Source organism: Pseudomonas sp. xss_2 (assembly GCF_043104195.1).
In the GTDB taxonomy this organism is placed as follows: domain Bacteria; phylum Pseudomonadota; class Gammaproteobacteria; order Pseudomonadales; family Pseudomonadaceae; genus Aquipseudomonas; species Aquipseudomonas urmiensis.
On record NZ_JBICKL010000045.1, the window covers coordinates 148,372 to 168,451 of the forward strand.

Consider the following 20,080-nt stretch of genomic DNA (forward strand, 5'->3'; position numbering starts at 1 on the left):
TTTCCTTGTTGTCTGTCGTCAGAGTGCGGACTTGCCGATCACTTGCAGGGTCATCTGCTCCAGCAGCTTGTTCATGTGAATGAACTGGGCAAAGCGCTTGTCCTGGGTCTGGCCATGGTAGAACCGGTAGTAGATCTGCTGCACGATCCCGGCCAGGCGGAACAGGCCATAGCAGTAGTAGAAGTCGAAGTTGTCGATAGCGATGCCTGAGCGTTCGGCGTAGTAGTCGACGAACTGGCGGCGGGTGAGCATGCCCGGTGCGTTGCTTGGCTGGCGCCGCATCAGCTGCACCTGCGCTGGGTCATCGGCTTCGATCCAATAGGCCAGGCTGTTGCCCAGGTCCATCAGCGGGTCGCCGATCGTGGTCATTTCCCAGTCCAGTACGCCAATGATGCGCATCGGGTTTGCCGCGTCGAGGATGACGTTGTCGAAGCGGTAGTCGTTATGCACGATGGCGGGGTGTGGATGGTCGGCGGGCATTTTTTCGCGCAGCCAGGCGATGACGTTCTCCCAGCGCGGTGCGTCTGGGGTCAGGGCTTTTTCGTAGCGACTGCTCCAGCCTTCGATCTGCCGTTGTACGTAACCTTCGGGCTTGCCCAGGTCGGCCAGGCCGCACGCGTTGTAGTCGACCTGGTGCAACTCGACCAAACGTTCGATGAAGCTCTTGCACAGGGCCTCGGTGCGGTTGGCATCCAGATCGAGTTCGGTGGGGATGTCCGAGCGCAGGATGATGCCCTTGACCCGGTCCATCACGTAGAACTCGCCGCCAATCAGTGACTCGTCGGTACAGTGCACATAGGCCTTGGGGCAGTAGGGAAAGCCGCTATTGAGCTGGTTGAGGATACGAAACTCGCGGCCCATGTCGTGGGCGGACTTGGCTTTGTGGCCAAAGGGTGGGCGGCGCAGGACGAACTCGCGGTTCGGGTAGCTGACCAGGTAGGTGAGGTTGGATGCACCGCCGGGGAACTGGCTGATGGCCGGGCTTCCCTGCAAGCCCGGGATGTGGGCCTTGAGGTAAGGATCGATGACAGTCGCATCGAGTTCTTCGCCGGGGCGTACCTGGGTGGACTGGTCAGTGAGCGTCATGCGTTATCCTTATTCTCGTTCACGAGGATTATTGGCTAATCTAATGGGCCTTCCATGCTGGTACAAGCGTGCCAATGGCATATAGCTGTGGGTGTTGCTGGTCGATCAACGCGCCTGATATTGAAGCCATACAGGCCTTCGCCAACCACCCAGGCACCCCGCTAACCGTAGGTTCAGCACCATCCCTTTGGGAGCGGGCTTGCCCGCGAAAAGCGCGCCGCCATACCCCGGCCAGGCAAAAAAAAACCGAAGCCCGCGCAGGCTTCGGTTTTTCATCGATCATCCCGGACGCTTAGCCTGGGAACAACTCGCTGAGCTTCATCGACAGCATCATGTCGCCTTCTACGCGCAGCTTGCCGCCCATGAACGCTTGCATGCCGTCGGTCTCGCCGCTGACGATGCCCTTGAGGGTCTCGCTGTCGAGCACCAGGGTGCAGTTGGCGTCTGGGTTTTCGCCTTCCTGGATGTCGCAGGTGCCGTCTTTGACGATCAGCGCATATTGCTTGTCTTCGTCAGTGATGTTGAAGCCGAACACCAGGTCCAGGCCGGCGGCGGCGGCGGGGTTGAACTTTGCTTTCATCGCTTCGACGGCTTTAGCTACATCGCTCATGGCGTATTCCTTGTTAAGTAATATTCGCGTCCGTAGGGACACAACAGGCCGGGCTCATCGATAGGTGATGAGCTCCGGCGCCCGCAACAGCTGCACATGTGCTTGGCTGTTGAAGGAAGCCAGGGTCACGTCGCTGCCACGAAACTTCAGTTGGCTGAGCGAGGTGTTGATGATCTGCCAGTTCAGCGCAAAGGCCTGACTGGGGGTAATTCGAGTCACCAGGTGGAGCAGGGCGGCGATGGTGCCTCCGGAGGTGAAGATGGCGATATTCTCACCGCTGCCGGCGCGCTGCAGTACCCGTTGCAGACCGCCTTGAACCCTTGCGGTGAAGGCAGCCCAGCTTTCCAGGCCATCGTCAGGGTGCTGGCCATCGTGCCAGCGTTGCACCATCAGGGCGAACAGGCGCTGGAACTCACTGCGATTGGTCGTGCCGTTACGCAGGATGTGCAGCGCTTCAGGCTCATCTGGCAGCAAGCCGGGAAGCAGGGTGCGGATCACACCGTCGGCATCGAATTCGTTGAATGCAGGGTCGGTTTCGACCGCCGGCACTGGGCAACCGTGGCCGCTCATCGCGTGCAGGGCAAGACGCGCGGTGTCTTGCTGGCGGCGCAGGCTGCCGGCGACGCAGCGATCAAGACGCAAGCCGAGCTGGGCCAGGTGCTCGCCCAATGCTTGGCTTTGGCGCTTGCCTACCGCTGAGAGGACGTCATAGTCGTCGGCGCCGAAGGAGGCTTGGCCATGTCGGATCAGATAGAGGTTGCCCACAAAAGTGTCCGGCCCGGTGGAAGTTGCTGGGAGGTTAGGATGCGGCTGACGGGCTGTCAACGAAAAAACATACAAGCGTTTGAAAAGGTTGTTTGAACGGCAGCCAGGCAATGGCCGATGCCTTTGTATCTCACTGTATCTTCTGTGGATTGAGACCGACTTTCATACAAAACCGCGCCACCGGCGATACACCTGCGACACACCGTTGCGGCGAAATGGCTCCATCTCACAACCGAAGTGGAGCATCACCATGAAACAATCGAAAAATACCCTTGGCCTGCTGGGCGCTGCTCTGATCGGCGGCATGGTAATGGGCGGTAGTGCATTCGCCGTCGAGCCTCTGTCCCATGGCTACCAACTGGCTGCGGCCAAGACTGATGGCGAGGGCAAGTGCGGCGAAGGTAAATGCGGCGCTGATAAAGCCGGCAAGCACGCCGAGGGCAAAAACGCCGAAGGCAAGTGTGGTGAAGGCAAGTGTGGCGGCGATAAAAAAGCCGGCGACAAGAAAGCCGCTGAAGGCAAGTGCGGCGAAGGCAAATGTGGTGGCGACAAGGCCGCTAAAGCCGACAAGGCCTAAGCCCGTGCGCTGATGTCGGCGCAAGGTTAAGGGGGCTGCCGGAGCAGAGGGTCGATCTGTCCGGCAGCGCTTGTTTGTCCCTTGCCGACGTTCTGCCCAGAGCGTCCCGTGCTCCTGGAGAGCGCTTACTATGAACCCTACATCTTTACGTACCGGACTTGGCTTGCGTCGTGGTTTGCTGGCGCAATTGCTGGCAATGGAGGACGGTGCGGTCGATTTTCTCGAATGCGCGCCGGAGAACTGGATCGGAGTTGGCGGGGCCCACGGCAAAGCGCTGGCGCAACTGGCCGAGCGTTTCCCCATTACCTGCCATGGCTTGTCGTTGTCGCTGGGCGCCAGCGCGCCGCTGGATCAGGCATTCCTTGGGCAAACCCGTCAGTTCATCGAGCGCTTCGACGTGCCGCTGTACAGCGAACACCTGAGTTATTGCAGCGACGACGGGCATCTGTATGACCTGATGCCGATCCCTTTTACCGAAGAAGCGGTCCGCCATGTCGCCACCCGTATTCGCCAGGCCCAGGATCTGCTGGGCAGACGTATCGCCGTGGAAAACATCAGCTACTACGCAGCGCCTTACCAGGCCATGAGCGAGCTGGCGTTCATCCAGGCTGTGCTGGAGGAGGCTGACTGTGACCTGCTGCTGGACGTCAATAACGTCTTCGTCAACGCCTGCAACCACCGCTATGACGCGGTGACGTTCCTTAACGGGCTGCCTCGGCAGCGGGTTACGTGCATGCACGTGGCTGGCCACTACGACGAAGCGCCAGACCTCAAGGTGGACACCCATGGTGCTGCGGTAAAAGAAGATGTCTGGGCACTGTTCGCTTTGGCGTGTCAGCGTTTTGGAGTTCAGCCGACGGTGCTTGAGCGTGACTTCAACTACCCACCGCTTGCCGAACTGCTTGAGGAGACCGCACGTATTGGTAGCGTGCAGCACACGCACGGAGGTCTACATGATGGGCGAGCCGTTGCGTGACCAGCAATTCACCCTGTCCCGATACCTGCGTGACCCCGAGCACAACCCACCGCCACCGGGTATCGAAGCACGGCGCCTGAAGGTCTACCGGGAGCTGTTCTACAACAGCATCGAAGGCCTGCTGGCAGGAAGTTTCCCGGTCATGCGCCAGACCCTCGGTGACGTCCTTTGGCACGCCAGGGTGCGCGACTTCTATGCCAGGTACCGAAGCCAGACACCATTGTTCACGGAAATCTCCGAGGCCTTCATCGACTACCTGCAGGGCATCGAAGCAGACGCGCCGTGGCAGCTTGAGCTCGCCCACTACGAGTGGATCGAGGCGCAGTTGTACCTGAGTGATGCCGAGGATCCGCCCCATCTGCCTGGCGGCGATCTACTTGAAGGCGAGCCATTGCTGTCATGCGTGGCGCGCGTGCTTGCCTATCGCTGGCCGGTCGAGCTGATCGGCCCCGATTACCAGCCCCAGAGCGCCCCCCAAGCGCCAACCTTGCTGCTGGTGTACCGCGATGCCGATCTCCAGGTGCATTTCGCCCGTCTGGCGCCGATGGCCTATCAGTTGCTCGCAGGCCTTAGCGGAACGGGCCGCCAGCGCTTGCAGGCGCTGGGCGATGAAAACGTTCAACGCCAAGGCCTGGCGATGCTGGAAGGCTTGCGCGAGCAGGGGATCATCGTCGGGACGCGCTGAACGCCCAAGCCTGCTCAGGCTGCCGCCTCCTTGGCAGCGGGCAGGTCGGTTTTCTTCGCCGTGGGTTTCAAGCGCGTCACCCCGAACAACACCAACGCCAGCCCTAGCACCTGATACGTCGAGATTTCTTCGCTGAGAATCGCCCACGACGCCAGCACCGTCAGCACTGGCCCCAGGTTGCCCACCGCCGCCGTTTGCGTGGGCCCCATGCGCTGAATCGCCAGGGCCACCCAATAGATCGGCAGCACCGTGGAAAAGATCGCCATCAATCCCGCGTTGAGCCACACCGCCGCAGGCAGCTGCCACAGTTGGCTGATGTCCGCCACCCACAGGTAGTGAGCCAACACCATCAGCGACGACGCCGTACCGCACAAGCCCGCCATGCGCATCGAACCCATGCGTTTGAGCACAATGCCTGTGCCGGAGTAGTACAGGGCGTAGGTAACTGCACTGGCAAACACCCACAGCGAGCCAAGAATCACTTGCTGGCCAACGCCAGAGATGCTCACGTCATGCACGAAGGCGATGCCCAGGCCCAGATAGCACAGGCCCATTGCCGCCAGGGTGCGGGTGGTGGGTCGTTCGCGCAGGGCGATGGCCTGGAAGATCAGCACAAGGGTTGGGTAGGTGAACAAGATCAGGCGCTCCAACCCTGCGCTGATGTATTGCAGCCCGTAGAAGTCGAACAGGCTGGACAGGTAGTAACCCAGCAGCCCCAGCAGGATCACGCGCAAGCCGTCAGCGGGTGTCAGCCGAGTGGAGGATTGCCGGCCGCTGAACCACACCAGCCAGACGAACAACGGCAACGCCATGGCCATGCGCATGGCCAGCAGGCTGATCGCATCGACCGGCCCGGCCGCGTAGGCGAGTTTGACGAATATGGCTTTGAAGCTGAAACCCAAGGCCGCCAGTACGGCAAACAAACTGCCGCTGTGGATCTGGCGCGTGAGCAGGGTGCGCAAAAAGGTCATGGCAAATCCAGGCAGTTATCACTGGGCTTATTCTGTGCAGAACGCAATCCACGTTAGAATCGCTTTTAATCGAACATGGTGTTCGCATTTAGAGAAAGCACAATGCATTTCGATCTTCCCGATCTGCGTCTACTCGCCGCGATTGCCGCTACCGGTAGCTTGAGCAAGGCCGCTGCGACGTTTCCGGTGGCCGTTTCTGCCGCCAGCAATCGCCTGCGCTTGTTCGAGCAACGCTGTGGCTTGAGCCTGTTCACCCGGCGCGCCGACGGTATGCAGCTCACCCCAGCCGGTCGGCTGGTATTGGAAGCGGCGCGAGGAGTGCTGGGCGAAGCGCGCAAATTGCAGGACACCCTGCACGAGCTGGCCGGGCAACGGCGCATTACCTTGCACCTGGCCGCTTCCACAGTCACCAACAGCACCTTGTTGCCCGCCGTGCTCGGGCCGTTTCTAGCCGACTATCCAGAAGTCGACCTGCAGTTGGTCGAGCACAAAAGCGTCGACGTATTGCGTGTGGTTCTGGCTGACGAGTGCGAGATCGGCGTCTATGATGGCAATTTGATGAGCGACGGTTTAGTGTCGCTGCCGTTTCGCACCGAGCGTTTGGTCTTGCTGGTCCCGGCCGACCACCCCCTGGCCGGGCGGGAGCAGCTGCGGCTGATTGACGCGCTGGGCTTTGCATTTGTGTGTTTGCCGGGCGAGCGGGCGATGCAGCGTTTCGTCGAAGAGCTGGCGATGAACCTGGCGATGCCGCTGAAAGTGCGCGTTCGCGCGCCCAGCTTTGAAGCCATCGCCCAATTGGTCGCCCAGCACGCAGGCATCGCCATTGTCCCGGAAACTGCGGCGTTGCGCGCCGAGCAAGAGCTGGCGGTGCGCTGGGTCGCGCTGGAGGAACGCTGGGCGACCCTGGAACTGCGCGTGTGTTTTCGTGGCTGGGAGCGGCTCAGTTCACATGGCCGGCAACTGGTGAGTTTTCTCGCTGAGCAGTAACGCGCCAGGCACTATTTTTCGCTTAACAGCGACAGGGTATTCGCCGCTGGTGCGGATGATGCATGGGCAGTAAGCCACGACGGAAATCGTGCGCGTGCAGTACAGGCGCAGGGCCGCGCAAACTGGTTTTGAACATTTCTCCACTTTTAATTTCAGGCAGGCCCGTCATTCCATGGCGCTCGATCCACCTACCATGCTCACTATCACGATCGCCCTGGCCGCCGCTGCGGCGCTGTACCTGGCGGTCGAGTGGCGCACCGTGCGCGAATCTTCCTTGCTTTACTGGGCAACCGGTTTCGCCATCATCAGCGTGGGCAGCACCCTCGCTTTACTGCGCAGCAACGGCTTTTTGCTGATTGGCATCTGGTTTGCCAATGGCCTGTTGATCACCGCGCATTTCTGCTTTTTGCTGGGCGTTGCCCGGTTTACTGAAACCCGTCTGTCGCGGGCTTGGTACCTGGTGTTCATCACGTGGCTGGTGATGCTGCTGCTGCCGGAAGGGCCGCTGTGGTCAAAAGTGATGTTGCTGGTGCAATCGCTGCTGGTTGCGCTGACGACCCTCCGGGCTAGTTTTCTCCTGCGCCCACATGGCATGTCATTGAGCGTAGGCGCTGTGCAACTGCGTTTCGTGTTGCTCGGCCACGGCCTGTTTTATCTGGCCAAGATGATCCCGCCGCTGGTGCCCGGGACGTTGATCGACCTGACCGCTTTCCGCGGCGAAATCATTCAGGTCTCGCTGGTCGAAGGGGCCATGGCGATCATGCTGATCGCGCTGTCGATGACCGGCACCGAGCGCTACCGGCGTGAGCAGCAGATCGCCCGGCTGGCCGCGCGTGACCCGCTGACTGCCCTGTATAACCGGCGCGCCCTGGAAGTGCGGGCGCCGCGCCTGATCAATGAGGTAAGCGCGGCCCGGCCGGGGGCATTGCTGCTGATCGATATCGACAACTTCAAACTGGTCAACGACCTGTATGGCCACACTGCCGGTGACAGGCTGTTGGTCGGGCTGAGCGAAATGATCCGCGCCATGTTGCCTGCCAGTGCGCTGGCCGCGCGCTTGGGCGGCGATGAGTTCGTGATCCTGCTGGGCAATGCTTCGCCTGCGCGGGTTCATGAGCTGGGCAGCAGCCTACGAGAGCAATTCTTGCTGCTCACTTCGCAATCGTTTGCCACCCCAGCGGCTGTCACCTTGAGCATCGGTGCCAACCTATTCGACCGCCCCCCCGCGAGCCTGGCGGCATTGATCGAGCAGGGTGACATTGCCCTGTACGAGTCCAAGCGCGGCGGCCGTAACCGCATTCAACTGGATGACCAAACCTTGGCCGCACCTTCAGCCCAGCAAGGATGATTGGTCCAGCATCGGCCTGATTGACAGCAAACCACTGGAAACAGGCCGGCGCTCACTCACAGTGTCCTGATCGATGTACTGATCGCCCGAGCACACTCAATTGCCGCAGGTGCCAGCCGCCGCTCAGCCTCTTCCAGCGACCAGCGACTGGTCGGTGCGACCACATGCACCGATGCCACCGGCCGGCCCTGACTGTTGCGCACCGGGGCGGCGACAGCCATGTCGCCCAAGAACAACTCTTCATTGTTGATGGCAAAGCCCTTGCGGCGGATCTCGGCAATTTCGCCGAGGATCTCTTCCAGTGACGTGCGGGTGTACTGGGTGTGCCGAGACAGATCGCTGGCGCGCAGCACGGCTATCGCCTCATCCTCGTCCAACGCGCTCAGGTACGCGCGCCCCGAGGCGGTGCAATACATCGGGATACGACTGCCAATCGGCAAATGGATAGGGATGAACTTAGGCCCGACGAAACGCGCTACGTAGAGCATGTCGTTGCGCACGGGCTCGGTCAGGTTGGTGGTTTCCCCGGTGGTCTGCGCCAGCTCGGCGAGGAACGGGTTAGCGACGTCCACCAGGGTGTCGGCAGCCAGGTAGTTGTAGCCGATTTCCATCACCTCTGGGGTGAGTTGGAAGCGCTTGGTCTGCGGATGCTTGCTCACATACCCCAAGGCTTCCAGGGTATGGATCATGCGCTGCGCCGAGCTTTTGTTGATGCCAGCGGCCTCGGCCACCTCGGCCAGGTTCATGGTGCGCCGGCGGGCGTTGAAGGCGCGCAGCACCGCCAGGCCTTTTTCCAGTGACTGGTTGAACAGGCTGTTGTCGTTATCGTTCATGGATCGTCCCTTGGGCAGGATCACTGGTTAATATCGATATGCGATATTTATAAATCTCTTTACGATTTTTGTAAATCAATTATATTGGGTCGCAAGGCCTCCTGCCGATACCCGAGGCATCCATAACGCATAACGACAACAAACCGCGTCAAATGGGAGTGTTCACCATGTATCCACGCCTTCGTGTGTTCACCTGCGCCCTGGCCCTGGCCGCCAGTTGCGTCACCTCCTTGGTCGCCCAGGCCGAGACGTACAAAGTCGGCGCCACCGCTACCGGTGTGCCGTTTACGTTTCTCGATGTGAAGAGCAACAGTATCCAGGGCATGATGGTCGACTCCGCCCAAGCGGTGGCCAAGGCCTCCGGGTTTGAGGTGGATATCGCCCAGACCACCTTCGCCGCACTGATCCCTTCGCTGACCGCGAAAAAGATCGACCTGATCTCCGCCGCCATGCTGCGTACCCCCGAGCGAGAAAAGGTCGTGCAGTACTCGGACCCGGTGTTCGAATACGGCGAAGGCCTGATCGTGCGTGCCGACGACGCCAAGGCCTACAGCCACATGGATGATTTCAAAGGCGAAGTGGTAGGCGCCCAGGTCGGCACCATCTTCCTCGACGAGCTCAACAAACGCGGCATTTTCAAGGAAGTGCGCGGCTACGATTCGCTGGCGGACCTGACCCGCGACCTGGCCCTGGGCCGGATCAAGGCAGGCTTTGGTGACCATCCGATCCTCGCCTACCAGATGGCCCAGGGCACCTTGAAAAAAGTCCGTCTGGTCGACAGCTATCAGCCGCAGATCAAAGGTGAAGTGTGCCTGATCATGCGCCAGGGCGATCCGCAGATGCTTGCCCGGGTCAATCAGGGCATCGCCAGCATCAAGGCCGACGGCACCCTGGCCGGCATCATCGACAAGTGGCACCTGGACTGATCGTCGCCTCACGGCGCCCGCAGCGGGCGCCTCTTCCCTGATTGCTCTCTCGCGGACTCGCTTATGTTCTTCCAGAATGCTCTGGACTTCCTGCCCATTCTCTTGAGTGGCGCGGTGGTCACCGTGCAGGTCACGATTGCCTCGTTCCTGCTCAGCTCCCTGATTGGCCTGGCCTTCGCCCTGATGATGGTGTCCAAGGTTCGCTCGGTCGCCCTGTTCGCCGTTTCGGTGGTGAACATCATTCGTGGCCTGCCGATCATCGTGCAGCTGTTCTACATCTACTTCGTGTTGCCGGAATTCGGCATCCAGCTCACTGCCCTGCAGGCCGGCATCATCGGTTTGGGCATCGCCTACTCGGCGTATCAGGCGGAGAACTTTCGCGCAGGTATCCAGGCTATCCAGCAGGGTCAGATCGAGGCGGCAGAATCGCTGGGCATGCGCGGGCCGATGATCATGCGCCGGGTGGTGCTGCCACAGGCCTTCCGGATTGCCTTGCCGCCGTATGGCAACACCCTGGTGATGATGCTCAAGGACTCATCATTGGTGTCGACCATCACCGTCGCCGAGATGACCCGGGCCGGCCAGCTGATAGCCTCATCGACCTTTGAAAACATGACTGTCTATACCCTGGTGGCGCTGCTCTACCTGGCTTTGAGCCTGCCGCTGTCGTATGCCTTGCGCCGTCTCGAGGCGCGGATCGCCACGAGGAAGCACGCATGATCAGCATTCAGTCGCTGCACAAAAGCTATGGCAGTACCCGCGTTCTCGAAGGCATCGACCTTGAGGTCCAGAGCGGCCAGGTGGTGTGCTTGATCGGCCCATCGGGCTCGGGCAAGTCGACCCTGCTGCGCTGCATCAATGGCCTGGAAACCTATGAAGGGGGCGACATCCTGGTCAGTGACGAGCGGGTCGATCGCAATGCCAAGACCATCCATGAGATTCGCACCCAGGTGGCGATGGTGTTTCAGCGCTTCAACCTCTTTCCCCATCGCACCGCGCTGCAGAACGTCATGGAAGGGCCGATCTATGTAAAGAAGGAAAGCCCCGAGGCGGCCCGCGAACATGCCAAGGCACTGCTGGAAAAGGTCGGCCTGGCCCATCGCATGGAGGCCTACCCGGATGAGCTGTCGGGCGGCCAGCAGCAGCGTGTGGCCATTGCCCGGGCCTTGGCCATGCGGCCCAAGGCCATTCTATTCGACGAGCCGACCTCAGCGCTGGACCCGGAATTGGTCGGCGAAGTGCTGGCGGTGATGCGCAAGCTGGCCGAGGAGGGCATGACCATGGTCGTGGTCACCCATGAAATGGGCTTTGCCCGCGAGGTCGCCGACAAGGTGTGCTTCCTGTATGGCGGGCGAATCGTCGAGGAAGGCCCGGCGCGCGAGGTGCTTGGCGCGCCGCAGCAGCCCCGTACCCAGGAATTCTTGCGACGCCTGCTGACCACTGATGGAGGCGTGGCATGAGTGCACGACCTTTGGCTCTACCGCCTTCCTTGTGGGCGAGCACGGCCGCACCTGGCGTTCACACCCCGCCGTTGGCCGAAGACAAGCAAGTCGATGTGGCCGTGGTCGGCGCCGGCTACACCGGCCTGGTTACCGCCCTGCACTTGGCGCGTGAGGGGGCGCGGGTCTGTGTGCTGGATGCCGGCGAGCCCGGCTGGGGTGCTTCCGGACGCAACGGCGGGCAAGTGATTCCGGGGCTTAAGCACGACCCCGACGAGTTGCTACGCATGTACGGTGGCGAGCAAGCCGAGCGCTTGATCGAAGTGGCCGGGACTGCCGCCGATGAGGTGTTCGAGCTGATCCGCCACTACGACATTGCCTGCGACGCCACCCGCAAGGGCTGGATCCAGCCAGCGGCAACCCCGGCCGCCATGCGCGCGGTCGAGCGCCGTGCGCAGCAATGGCGCTGCCGCGGGGTGCCGGTGGAGATGCTCGACAAGGGCAGCGTGGCCCAGCGCATCGGCAGCTATGACTATTTGGGCGCCTGGGTCGACCCGCGTGCCGGTAGCGTGCAGCCGCTGAGCTACGCACGCGGCTTGGCCAGGGCGGCCATCGCCGAAGGCGCGCAGATCCATGGCCATAATCGCGTTACCGGCCTGCACCGCGACAGCTGCGGCTGGACCCTCACCACCGATACCCGGCGCACGGTCAGCGCCGAGCGCGTGGTACTGGCCACCAATGGCTATACCGACGATTTGTGGCCAAAGCTGCGTCAGACGGTGCTGGCGGCTAACAGTTTCATCGTTGCCACCCGGCCGCTGCCGGACGCACTGCGGCGCACGGTGCTGCCTGGCGGTGAGGTGTGTTCCGATGCGCGCCGGCTGCTGCTGTATTTCAAGCAGGATGCCCAAGGCCGGCTGCTGCTCGGTGGGCGTGGGCCGTTTGCCGAGCCCAAGGCTGCCAGCGACTGGAACCACCTGCGTCGCTCGGTGCTGGGCTTGTTCCCGCACCTGGCCGGGGTCGAGTTCGAATACCAGTGGAGCGGGCGCGTTGCCCTGACCCAGGATTTCATGCCGCACCTGCACGAGCCGGCGCCGGGTCTGAGCATCCTGCTCGGTTACAACGGTCGCGGTATTGCCATGTCGTCCGCACTTGGCCGGCACCTGGCACAGCGACTGCTGGGCAAGGCGCAGCAGTTTCCGTTTCCGCTGTCACCGATCCGACCGATTCCGTTCCATGGCCTGCAGCGTTTGTACCTGGGCGTGGGCATTGCCTGGTATCGCTTGCTCGATGCCGTTCTGTGACTTATTAGGAGGTAGTTGATGCAACCGGTATTGATCAAGGCGGTAACCGAGGCGCAGTTTTCGCAACCGGCGCCGGTGGCCCAACCCGTGGGCGAAACCATTGCCCAGGCGAGCACAGCAGGTGAGCACAGCCTGATTGGCGCTGCGGCCGAAACGGGTATTTGGCAGTGCACGCCGGGCAGTTTTCGGCGTGGGGTCAAGCAAGCCGAGTACAGCTACATCATCAGCGGGGAGGGGAGCTTCACCCCCGATGGCGGGGCGCCGTTGGCGTTTCGTGCGGGCGATACCCTGTGCTTCCCGCCAGATAGCCAAGGGACATGGGAGATTCGTCAAACTGTGCGCAAGAGTTATGTGATTTTTGGCTGAGGTCCGGGATTTAGGGGCCGCTCTGCGGCCCATCGCAGGCAAGCCAGCTCCTACAAAGATTGGCGTTGGACCTGTAGGAGCTGGCTTGCCTGCGATGGGCTGCAACGCAGCCCCAAAATGCTCAAACCCACACCGCATCCCAATGCGAATACTCTTTAACCGTACGGGCTAACCCCGCCCGAACAGGATTCATCACGATATAGCGGGCAATACCTTGCAACTCCTCCTCTCTACGCACAGCCCGGTCGTAATACCCGCGCTGCCAAAGCGCTCCATCCCTACCTAATGCGCTATTGATCGCACGCGTACTGCGTGACTTCATTCTGCCCATCAGTGTGCTGAGCGTCGCATCCTGTAACTGCACCAGCCAATGCACGTGATCAGGCATCACCACCCAGGCAAGCGATTGCGCGAGGTGCTCGGCCTGCGCCAGGCGCAACTGGGCGATGACCAACCTTGCCAGTTGCAGATCAACAAAGAGTGGCAGCCGATTCTTGACGACTGTAGTCAATGCATAAATACGCCCGGCTTCAGAAAACCGGCCCAGGCGAAGATGTACGGCGTGGGGACTGTCCATGTCCATGTCCATGACCTCAGATATGAGTTCTCAAAGGTAGCCAATAGCATCTCGTCGTACCCATGCCGATGTATGAGCAAGCTTTTCAGCGGATATCTCGCGAACAGTGCTGGCCGCCCGTCGATCGGCTATCAGGCGACCCGCAACCAGATCGCCGAGGCATCGTCACTGGCCTTGAAGCGCGGATAGCGCAGGCAAGCGGCGTCCTCCTGTTCTATGGCGCGCAGCGTCTGAGCCAGAGCGGCCAAGCCATGCGCCTCAAGCTGCGCGATAAAACCTGCCGGGTCGTAGACGTCATAGGTATCGAACAGCGCGGCGAAACCATCGCTCAGCAAAATCACCTCATCGCCCGCGGACACCGCGCTGCGCACATAGCGTGTGCCGTCTCGGGCTTGCTGCGCATCGATGCTCAAGACGGCCTTGGGTCGCTCACGGGCAGCCCGGCGGTCGGCCACCACCGCTGGCGTGCGCACCCCGAATGCCCCGGTGCCCGGGCCCAGGGCTGCGGCTTCAGCACGTTCCGCCTCACGGTCAGGCTCGGGGGTGAGAAACCCAATGCCCTGAGCACTGCGGTGCAGCACGACACAATCGCCCATGTAGGCGCAGCTCAGTTCGGCACCCTCAAGGGCGACGGCGGCGAATGCAGCGCGCGGCAGCTCCCAGGCCGCGACCGGTTCGCGTCGCTGGGCCTGGGCATAGTCGGTTGCGACGGCGACAAACACCGATTCACACACCTGCTGCAAAGCGCCAGATGCCCCGTGAAAAGCCCGCTGCGCCGCTGCTGCCAGCCAGGCCGCACCACCGCGCTCCCCGAGCAGACCTGGTGGTCCCAGGTCTGTCGCGCCGTCGATGACCCAGGCATGCTGGTCGGCGCAGCCGATCCGGTCATCGTTGGGTACCTCTGGCTTGCCGGCCAGGCTCAGGCTTTGGATCAGGTCGAAATGCATGGTCGATGGGTCTTCTCGTCGCACATGGGAGCAGGTTGGACAGGCCTGTCGGCGCGGGGTTCGCTCAACGCCCGGCCACCTCGATGATAGCGTTGAAACCGGCCCATGCGCGCGGCCTTAGCGCCTGGCTGCTGGACATCGAGCGACTAGACTAATGCCTCTGTCCCGATCGAGGAGTAGCGCCATGACCAGCAAGAACACTATTTGCCTGTGGTATGAGGGGGCGGCGCAGGAGGCGGCCGAGTTCTACGCCAAGACCTTCCCGGACAGCAAGGTGCTGGCCGTGCATAAGGCCCCAGCCGACTATCCCTCGGGGAAGGCGGGCGATGTGATTACTGTCGAGTTCAGCGTGATGGGCATTCCCTGCATCGGCCTTAATGGCGGGCCGGTGTTCAAGCACAACGAGGCGTTCTCGTTCCAGGTTGCTACCGACGATCAGGCCGAAACCGATCGTTTGTGGAATGCCATCGTCGGCAATGGCGGCGAGGAGAGTGTCTGTGGTTGGTGCAAGGACAAATGGGGTATTTCCTGGCAAATCACCCCAAGGATTCTCATCCAGGCCATTGCCAATCCTGACCAAGCCGCCGCCAAGCGGGCGTTCGAGGCGATGATGCAGATGGGCAAGATCGACGTCGCCAAGATTGAGGCGGCGTTGAACCCTAGAACCGAAGCCCCACGTTGACCATTCCCGCTGCCGCGCCGAGCACCACAAACTCTGCAGCCACCGGCCCCCAATGCGCACCGATGCCCGGAATGATTACCGGCGCAACGCCCAAATGGTTGAGCGGGATCTTGTCTTTGTATTCGCCTTTGTAGCCCTGGATCAGGCCTGCACTGAGCTTGGCATAGAGCGGAAACCGCTCATGCTCCCAGACTTTGCCGACGTAGCCATAGTAGGAGCGCTGGTTGAACGAGTTCTTGAATGTCGCCCCGCCCCAGAGCAGCCCATCGCTGTACACCCGTTCGATACCGATCAGACGTTGGTGATTGTTGTGCTCTGGGTCGGGGCTCCAGTGGCGGGTATAGGCGCTGGTCTGGATGTACCAGTAATCGCCCTGTGGCTCGCTTTGCCCAGCGCTGGCTGCGGTGCTCCAGAGGAGTAGGGCAATAGCTAGCAAAAATTGTCTGCTCATGTTCAACACCTGGCGCAACGCGCGTTATGGACACTCGCCACGCCTGCATTGGAAACCTGTCTCTGTCGGCTTGGCTGATGGTGGGAAAGGGCGCGTATGGTAGGTAGCTGACTCGCTATCGAATATCGGATTTGTCTGATAATGGCGGGTTGCAGAGGGGGATAAGGCGCCTGGGCGATGAGGCCCTCGATAAAAAACGCCCGGCTGAGCCGGGCGTCGTCGATCAGAACTTGACCTTGATACCAATCATCCCTTCATAGCTTCTGCTGTCCTTGCCAAACGCCTTCTGATAACCCAACGAGCCAGTCACTGTGGTGCGTTCATCGACCTGGTAGTCGACACCCAGGTTCAGTTCACCCCAGGTCCCGCTCATGTCGGTGCCAAAGGGAATGTAGCCATTGGCCGAAGAAAACTCGGTTTTGCTCTTGCCCTTGAACTCGTGCCAGACGCTGGGCCGCACCCAGACGTTGGTGCGGTGCAGCTTGCCCTGGTCGTCTGCACGCAGGCTGTCCTTGTCAATGCGCACCCCCAGGCGGGCAGTCAGCGAGTCGACGTCTTCGAAGCGCACATCAGAGGCGTCGTCGTGGCTGTCATCGACCTTGATCTTGCTGACGATCACCTGGGCCTGCGGCTCGATGCGCAGGTTCTTGTCCTCATTGAGATTGAACGGATAGCCCCCTTCGAGCGAGGCGGTCACGCCACGGCCGCGGGTTTTCATGGTGTCCATGTCGCTAGGGTTGGCTTGCACGTCGAAGCGGTTGAACTGCAGCACACCGTCGAGGTACCAGCCTTCCGGCCCAAAGTGGGTCCAGTAGCCGCCGACCCCATAGGCGCGGATCAGGTCGTCGCCAGCGCTGTTGCCATTGGTGTGCTCGACGTCACCTGCGATACGCCCAACGTTGAGCGACAGACCGGCCTGATCGGTACTGCCATCGACGTCTTCGTTGCGATACAGGTCAGTGCCGACCTGGAAGGCCTGGATCCGGTAGTCGTAGCTGGCACCTTGGCCCAGCTCGTCCTCACCCTTGCGGTAGATCAGCCGGCCCCAGCCCAGTGACGGGCCGTATTGTTCGGCGGCTTGTGCGGGCAGTGGCTCGCTGCTGAGCCTGCGCTCTTCACCGACCCGCTCATGCAGGGTATCGACCATGGCGTGGCTGTAGTGCAGCAACATCGAAGGCAAGGCGCGGTATAGCGTCGTTTCCGGGCGATAGTTGGGCACTTGTGGCCGAACTGGAACGATGGGGTGCTCGGGCTCAGTCGGATCGACGGGGTCCACTGGATCGACGGGTTTAACCGGATCTACAGGCTTCACCGGATCTACCGGCTTCACTGGGTCGACAGGTTTCACTGGCTCGACTGGATCAACAGGGTCAACCGGACCCACATCAGCAGTAGAGCGCAGGTACCAGGCCTGGCGATTGCTGCCATCCAGGCTGGCCCGGTGCAGGGTGTATTCATAAGGGCCGGCCTTGACCCGGCTGAGCAAGCGAAAGGCTTGAGCATCGGTGGTCGCGCCATTGATGGCATCGACTACGAGAATCCCATTGCCCTGGGTCAGCGCGCCGGGGCCACCTGCGTTCTTGATCAACAGGTTGCTGCTGCCATCGGCCTTACCGCCATCCACCACCAGCTTGTCCGAGGGCGAACCGTCGCGGTACAGGTACGTGTTCAGGGCAAAGGTGCCATTGGCGCCGTGGTAGTTGTTGACGCTCAGGTGCTTGTAGCTGCCGCCGACTGGCGCGCTGAAGTCGATCAGGCTGGCCTCGTTACGCAGGGTGCTGAGGTTCGAGTCGCCGGTCAGGTTCCACAGGCTGCTGTCGCGCAGATCGACCTTGGCACTGCTGCCCGCAGCGGTGCGCGCAGCGCCGTTGAGCACCGAGCCTGCGACATTGATGTTGGCGTTGCCGGCACTGGCCAGCGAGCTGCCGACACCTTGCCACTGGCCGGTGCCCATGTCTGGGATGCTGCTGCCATCGCTTGCCACGGCGCTGTCGACGTTCAACCATTGGCCGCTGCCACCGACGATACTGTCAGTCAGGCTGATGTCGGCGACGCCTGCGACAGCCACAGTGGCCCCGTCGCGGTTGTGCAGCACGCTGCTGTCGAGATTGGCCTGGCCCTTGAGCAGTTCGGTGCCTTGCGCATAAAGCGCTGCGGCCTGGTCACCGGAGGCGTTGATCACACTGCGCTGGGCGTCGAGGCGCGCACCGTTCTTGGCCACGGCGGCGTGGGCCAGGTTGCCGCTGGTGTTGATCCCGACCTGATCGACCTGAACATTGGCCTGGTTGTTCGCCAGCGCTCCAAGGGCACGCTCGCCGTGGGTAGTGACGGCGGTGTTGCTGGCACTCAGTAGTGCGGTGGATTCAGCCTGCAAACCATGGGACAACACACCACTGGTTGTGATACTCGAGTCGCTCAATTGCAGGCTGGCCGTATCGCTCTGATACTGCCGGCTGACCATGGCGCCGGTCGCTTGGTCGCCCAGGGTCTGGACGCTGACATTGTGCGCCACCAGGCTGACCTGGCCTGGCTTGAGGGTGCCGATGCCGGCATACAGGCCCATGGAATACTGCCCCTCGGTCTTCACGCTCAACCCTTCCAAGTACAGGCTGCCGCCATCGTCTACCGCAGCGCCGTAGGCCTGCGTGCCGGTGGTATGCACGGCGGTGCCGTAGACGTTGAGCACAGCCCCTGGGTTGCGCGAGGCCAGGGCGTGCGGGAAGGTCAGGTTGGATCGTACCGGTGAGCCATTGCCCGTGGTGGTTACCGAGCCGCCATACAGGGTGATGTTCGCGCCGCCGTCGGCGACCACGCCCATGGCGTTGTCGTCGCCCGAGGTGGTCACCGTGAGGTTATGGGCCACCACCGTCGAGTTACCGGCACTCAGGCCTGCTGAATAATTGCCCTGGGTATCGATCAGGCCATTGTTGATTAGCAGCTCGGCGCCGCCCAGGGCACGTACACCGTAGCTGGTTTTCTGCGTGGTGTGCACTTGGCTGTCGTTGAGCAGCAGGCGTGAGCCACTGCCTTCGACCAAGGCGCCCAGGCCCCAAGGGCCTGCTGCACTGCCAGCCGGGGCGAGGCGCAGGGTACTGTCGTTGACCTCGGCAGTGGCGCCTGCATTGACGTAGAGACCGTGCGCGCGATTACCGCCGACCTCGACCCGGCTGGCGCTGACATTGGCGTGCGAGCCGCTGCCTTCGACTGACACGCCGTGGCTGTAGGTGCCTTCGGCGCTCAGGGTGCTGTTGTCGATCAGCACGGCGCCGCCGCTTATGGCCCGCGCGGCTGAGGCGAAGTCATTGACGGTGCCCGAGCCTTTGACTGCCACGCGGCTGTTGCGCAACGAAACCTGGCTGGCGCTGCCTTCGGCGCGGGCGCCGCCGATGTAGTTGCCGCTGGAACTGAGCGTGACCGCATCGGCGTTGATGCTGGCGCCGCCGAGCGCATGCAATACGGCAGTACTGCTGGTGCTGGTGGCGGCGGAAGTATGGCTGAGGCTGGTGCGCTGCAATTGAATCTGCCCGCCGTCATCTGCCCGGGCGCCGCTGGCGGCGACTGCGCCAGTGCGTATCTCGCTGTCGCTGACAGCGATCAGGCTGGCGGTGCCGGTGGCTTTCAGGCCATGGCTGGCGCTAGTAGGGCTGCTGGCGCCAGTGGTACTGATCACGCTGGCGCCGCTGATGCTGATCTTGCCGCCGCCTTGGGCCAGCACGCCAACCGAGCCTTTGGACAGGGTGCTGACCTCGCTTGCAACCAGCTCGATCTGGCTGCCAGCGCCGCTGGCGACCAGACCCTGGTTGTTCACCCCGTTAGTGCCGCCACCGACACTGATGGTGCTGTTGTTCAACCTCACTTGGCCGGCATTCTTGGCGCTGACGCCGGTCAGGTTGCTGGCGGTGATCAGCGTACTGTTGGCCGCTTTGGGTATCAGGGTGACCGTCACCCCAGAGCCACTCAACTGGCCGCCATCGCTGGCCAGCCCCGTTTGGCCATTGGCGTTGGTGGCCGTCAGGGCGCTGCTGTTGACGCTACCGCGCTCGAAGCCGACGCTGCTGGCCATCTGCGCAAGCACCCCGGTGGTGCGGGCCGCGCCCAGGTTGACCGTGGCGTCGTCATGCGCACCTGCGCTGGAAACACCAATACCATCGGCGCTGTTGAGGTTGATTGGCGCTGGCGACCCCAGCAGCCGGCTGGCGAATAACTGGGGTGCCTGCTGACTGGCTTGCCGGGCGATCTGCAGGTAGTCAGGGGAGGGCATGGCGCCCGCTGCCGAGGGCGGGTCGATAGCCATCAGCGGTGGGTCGAGGGCGCTGTCCTCGGCTTCGGCCTCGATCAGGCTGACGCTGAACAGGCCCGCCAGAATCAGGCCGATGGCCCGGCCCAGACGAGTACGTTGGAAGTGTGCAGGACGCTTGACGGTGTTCATGGCAGCCTCTTGGGCATCTGAAGTGGGATGCCTGAAGTCTGCGCGGGACGCCTGCTGGCGAATGTCGGAGGCGTTACAACCTGCTTGTAGGAGTGACTCTCGTCCACGGCCCTGGTCTATG

At 62.0% G+C, this 20,080-nt stretch carries 19 protein-coding genes and 1 pseudogene; 11 read left to right on the forward strand and 9 right to left on the reverse strand.

Annotation, left to right across the window (positions count from 1 at the left end):
- Positions 1 to 18: 18 nt before the first annotated feature.
- The 3 genes from ACF8K2_RS08545 to ACF8K2_RS08555 all read right to left on the reverse strand — a co-directional run bounded on the left by ACF8K2_RS08545 (position 19) and on the right by ACF8K2_RS08555 (position 2,461).
- Positions 19 to 1,086, reverse strand: coding sequence for a phosphotransferase family protein (locus ACF8K2_RS08545; protein ID WP_392464328.1), 1,068 nt, complete (start codon positions 1,084 to 1,086; stop codon positions 19 to 21).
- A gap of 292 nt (positions 1,087 to 1,378) precedes the next feature.
- Positions 1,379 to 1,696 carry an SCP2 sterol-binding domain-containing protein gene (locus ACF8K2_RS08550; protein WP_186555108.1) on the reverse strand — a complete coding sequence of 106 codons (318 nt, stop codon included), beginning with the start codon at positions 1,694 to 1,696 and terminating at the stop codon, positions 1,379 to 1,381.
- Between the two features lie 54 nt (positions 1,697 to 1,750).
- Complete coding sequence (locus tag ACF8K2_RS08555; protein WP_392464331.1) at positions 1,751 to 2,461, reverse strand: histidine phosphatase family protein; 711 nt, start codon at positions 2,459 to 2,461, stop codon at positions 1,751 to 1,753.
- 250 nt (positions 2,462 to 2,711) lie between these two features.
- On the opposite strand from ACF8K2_RS08555, the pseudogene ACF8K2_RS08560 reads away from it, so the two are divergent.
- From ACF8K2_RS08560 to ACF8K2_RS08570, 3 genes and pseudogenes are all read left to right on the forward strand, one after another.
- Positions 2,712 to 3,029: pseudogene (locus ACF8K2_RS08560) on the forward strand (hypothetical protein); the annotation flags it as partial.
- A 139-nt stretch (positions 3,030 to 3,168) separates the two neighbouring features.
- Positions 3,169 to 4,014, forward strand: a complete 846-nt coding sequence (locus tag ACF8K2_RS08565) for a DUF692 domain-containing protein (protein WP_392464332.1) — start codon at positions 3,169 to 3,171, stop codon at positions 4,012 to 4,014.
- Positions 3,995 to 4,699, forward strand: a complete 705-nt coding sequence (locus ACF8K2_RS08570) for a DUF2063 domain-containing protein (protein WP_392464495.1) — start codon at positions 3,995 to 3,997, stop codon at positions 4,697 to 4,699. The genes ACF8K2_RS08565 and ACF8K2_RS08570 overlap by 20 nt, the downstream gene beginning before the upstream one ends.
- A 14-nt stretch (positions 4,700 to 4,713) precedes the next feature.
- On the opposite strand, the gene ACF8K2_RS08575 is transcribed toward ACF8K2_RS08570, so the two are convergent.
- Entirely contained in the window at positions 4,714 to 5,670 is a 957-nt protein-coding gene (locus ACF8K2_RS08575) for a DMT family transporter (RefSeq protein ID WP_392464333.1), read from the reverse strand.
- A 102-nt stretch (positions 5,671 to 5,772) separates the two neighbouring features.
- Here ACF8K2_RS08575 and ACF8K2_RS08580 point away from each other — a divergent pair, with 102 nt between their 5' ends.
- Positions 5,773 to 6,657: a LysR substrate-binding domain-containing protein gene (locus ACF8K2_RS08580; RefSeq protein ID WP_392464334.1), complete on the forward strand. Its 885-nt coding sequence runs from the start codon at positions 5,773 to 5,775 to the stop codon at positions 6,655 to 6,657.
- 172 nt (positions 6,658 to 6,829) lie between these two features.
- On the forward strand, positions 6,830 to 8,005 hold the full coding sequence (locus ACF8K2_RS08585) for a GGDEF domain-containing protein (RefSeq protein ID WP_392464336.1): 1,176 nt from the start codon (positions 6,830 to 6,832) through the stop codon (positions 8,003 to 8,005).
- Positions 8,006 to 8,061: 56 nt separating this feature from the next.
- Here ACF8K2_RS08585 and ACF8K2_RS08590 read toward each other — a convergent pair whose 3' ends face one another.
- Positions 8,062 to 8,838 (reverse strand): IclR family transcriptional regulator, encoded by a 777-nt coding sequence (locus ACF8K2_RS08590; protein ID WP_392464339.1) that lies wholly within the window; start codon positions 8,836 to 8,838, stop codon positions 8,062 to 8,064.
- 167 nt (positions 8,839 to 9,005) lie between these two features.
- Here ACF8K2_RS08590 and ACF8K2_RS08595 point away from each other — a divergent pair, with 167 nt between their 5' ends.
- The 5 genes from ACF8K2_RS08595 (at position 9,006) to ACF8K2_RS08615 (ending at position 12,873) form a co-directional block, all read left to right on the forward strand.
- A complete protein-coding gene (locus ACF8K2_RS08595) occupies positions 9,006 to 9,764 on the forward strand; it encodes an ABC transporter substrate-binding protein (RefSeq protein ID WP_186555115.1) in 759 nt (252 codons plus the stop codon).
- A 63-nt stretch (positions 9,765 to 9,827) separates the two neighbouring features.
- A complete protein-coding gene (locus ACF8K2_RS08600; RefSeq protein ID WP_186555116.1) occupies positions 9,828 to 10,484 on the forward strand; it encodes an amino acid ABC transporter permease in 657 nt (218 codons plus the stop codon).
- Positions 10,481 to 11,224 (forward strand): amino acid ABC transporter ATP-binding protein, encoded by a 744-nt coding sequence (locus tag ACF8K2_RS08605; protein WP_186555117.1) that lies wholly within the window; start codon positions 10,481 to 10,483, stop codon positions 11,222 to 11,224. The genes ACF8K2_RS08600 and ACF8K2_RS08605 overlap by 4 nt, the downstream gene beginning before the upstream one ends.
- Complete coding sequence (locus tag ACF8K2_RS08610) at positions 11,221 to 12,507, forward strand: NAD(P)/FAD-dependent oxidoreductase (protein WP_392464342.1); 1,287 nt, start codon at positions 11,221 to 11,223, stop codon at positions 12,505 to 12,507. Before ACF8K2_RS08605 ends, ACF8K2_RS08610 begins: the two co-directional genes overlap by 4 nt.
- A gap of 18 nt (positions 12,508 to 12,525) precedes the next feature.
- Complete coding sequence (locus ACF8K2_RS08615; protein WP_392464343.1) at positions 12,526 to 12,873, forward strand: cupin domain-containing protein; 348 nt, start codon at positions 12,526 to 12,528, stop codon at positions 12,871 to 12,873.
- A 121-nt stretch (positions 12,874 to 12,994) separates the two neighbouring features.
- On the opposite strand, the gene ACF8K2_RS08620 is transcribed toward ACF8K2_RS08615, so the two are convergent.
- Both ACF8K2_RS08620 and ACF8K2_RS08625 read right to left on the reverse strand, forming a co-directional pair.
- Positions 12,995 to 13,450: a transposase gene (locus tag ACF8K2_RS08620; RefSeq protein WP_368973231.1), complete on the reverse strand. Its 456-nt coding sequence runs from the start codon at positions 13,448 to 13,450 to the stop codon at positions 12,995 to 12,997.
- Positions 13,451 to 13,581: 131 nt separating this feature from the next.
- On the reverse strand, positions 13,582 to 14,397 hold the full coding sequence (locus ACF8K2_RS08625) for a hypothetical protein (protein ID WP_392464344.1): 816 nt from the start codon (positions 14,395 to 14,397) through the stop codon (positions 13,582 to 13,584).
- A 184-nt stretch (positions 14,398 to 14,581) separates the two neighbouring features.
- Here ACF8K2_RS08625 and ACF8K2_RS08630 point away from each other — a divergent pair, with 184 nt between their 5' ends.
- On the forward strand, positions 14,582 to 15,079 hold the full coding sequence (locus tag ACF8K2_RS08630) for a VOC family protein (protein WP_392464346.1): 498 nt from the start codon (positions 14,582 to 14,584) through the stop codon (positions 15,077 to 15,079).
- Here ACF8K2_RS08630 and ACF8K2_RS08635 read toward each other — a convergent pair.
- Positions 15,057 to 15,530 (reverse strand): sn-glycerol-3-phosphate transporter, encoded by a 474-nt coding sequence (locus ACF8K2_RS08635; RefSeq protein WP_186555122.1) that lies wholly within the window; start codon positions 15,528 to 15,530, stop codon positions 15,057 to 15,059. The two genes, ACF8K2_RS08630 and ACF8K2_RS08635, sit on opposite strands and share 23 nt — an antisense overlap.
- A 223-nt stretch (positions 15,531 to 15,753) precedes the next feature.
- The gene (locus ACF8K2_RS08640; RefSeq protein WP_392464347.1) at positions 15,754 to 19,959 is read right to left on the reverse strand and encodes an autotransporter outer membrane beta-barrel domain-containing protein; all 4,206 of its coding nucleotides are present in this window, start codon (positions 19,957 to 19,959) and stop codon (positions 15,754 to 15,756) included.
- Between the last annotated feature and the right edge of the window lie 121 nt (positions 19,960 to 20,080).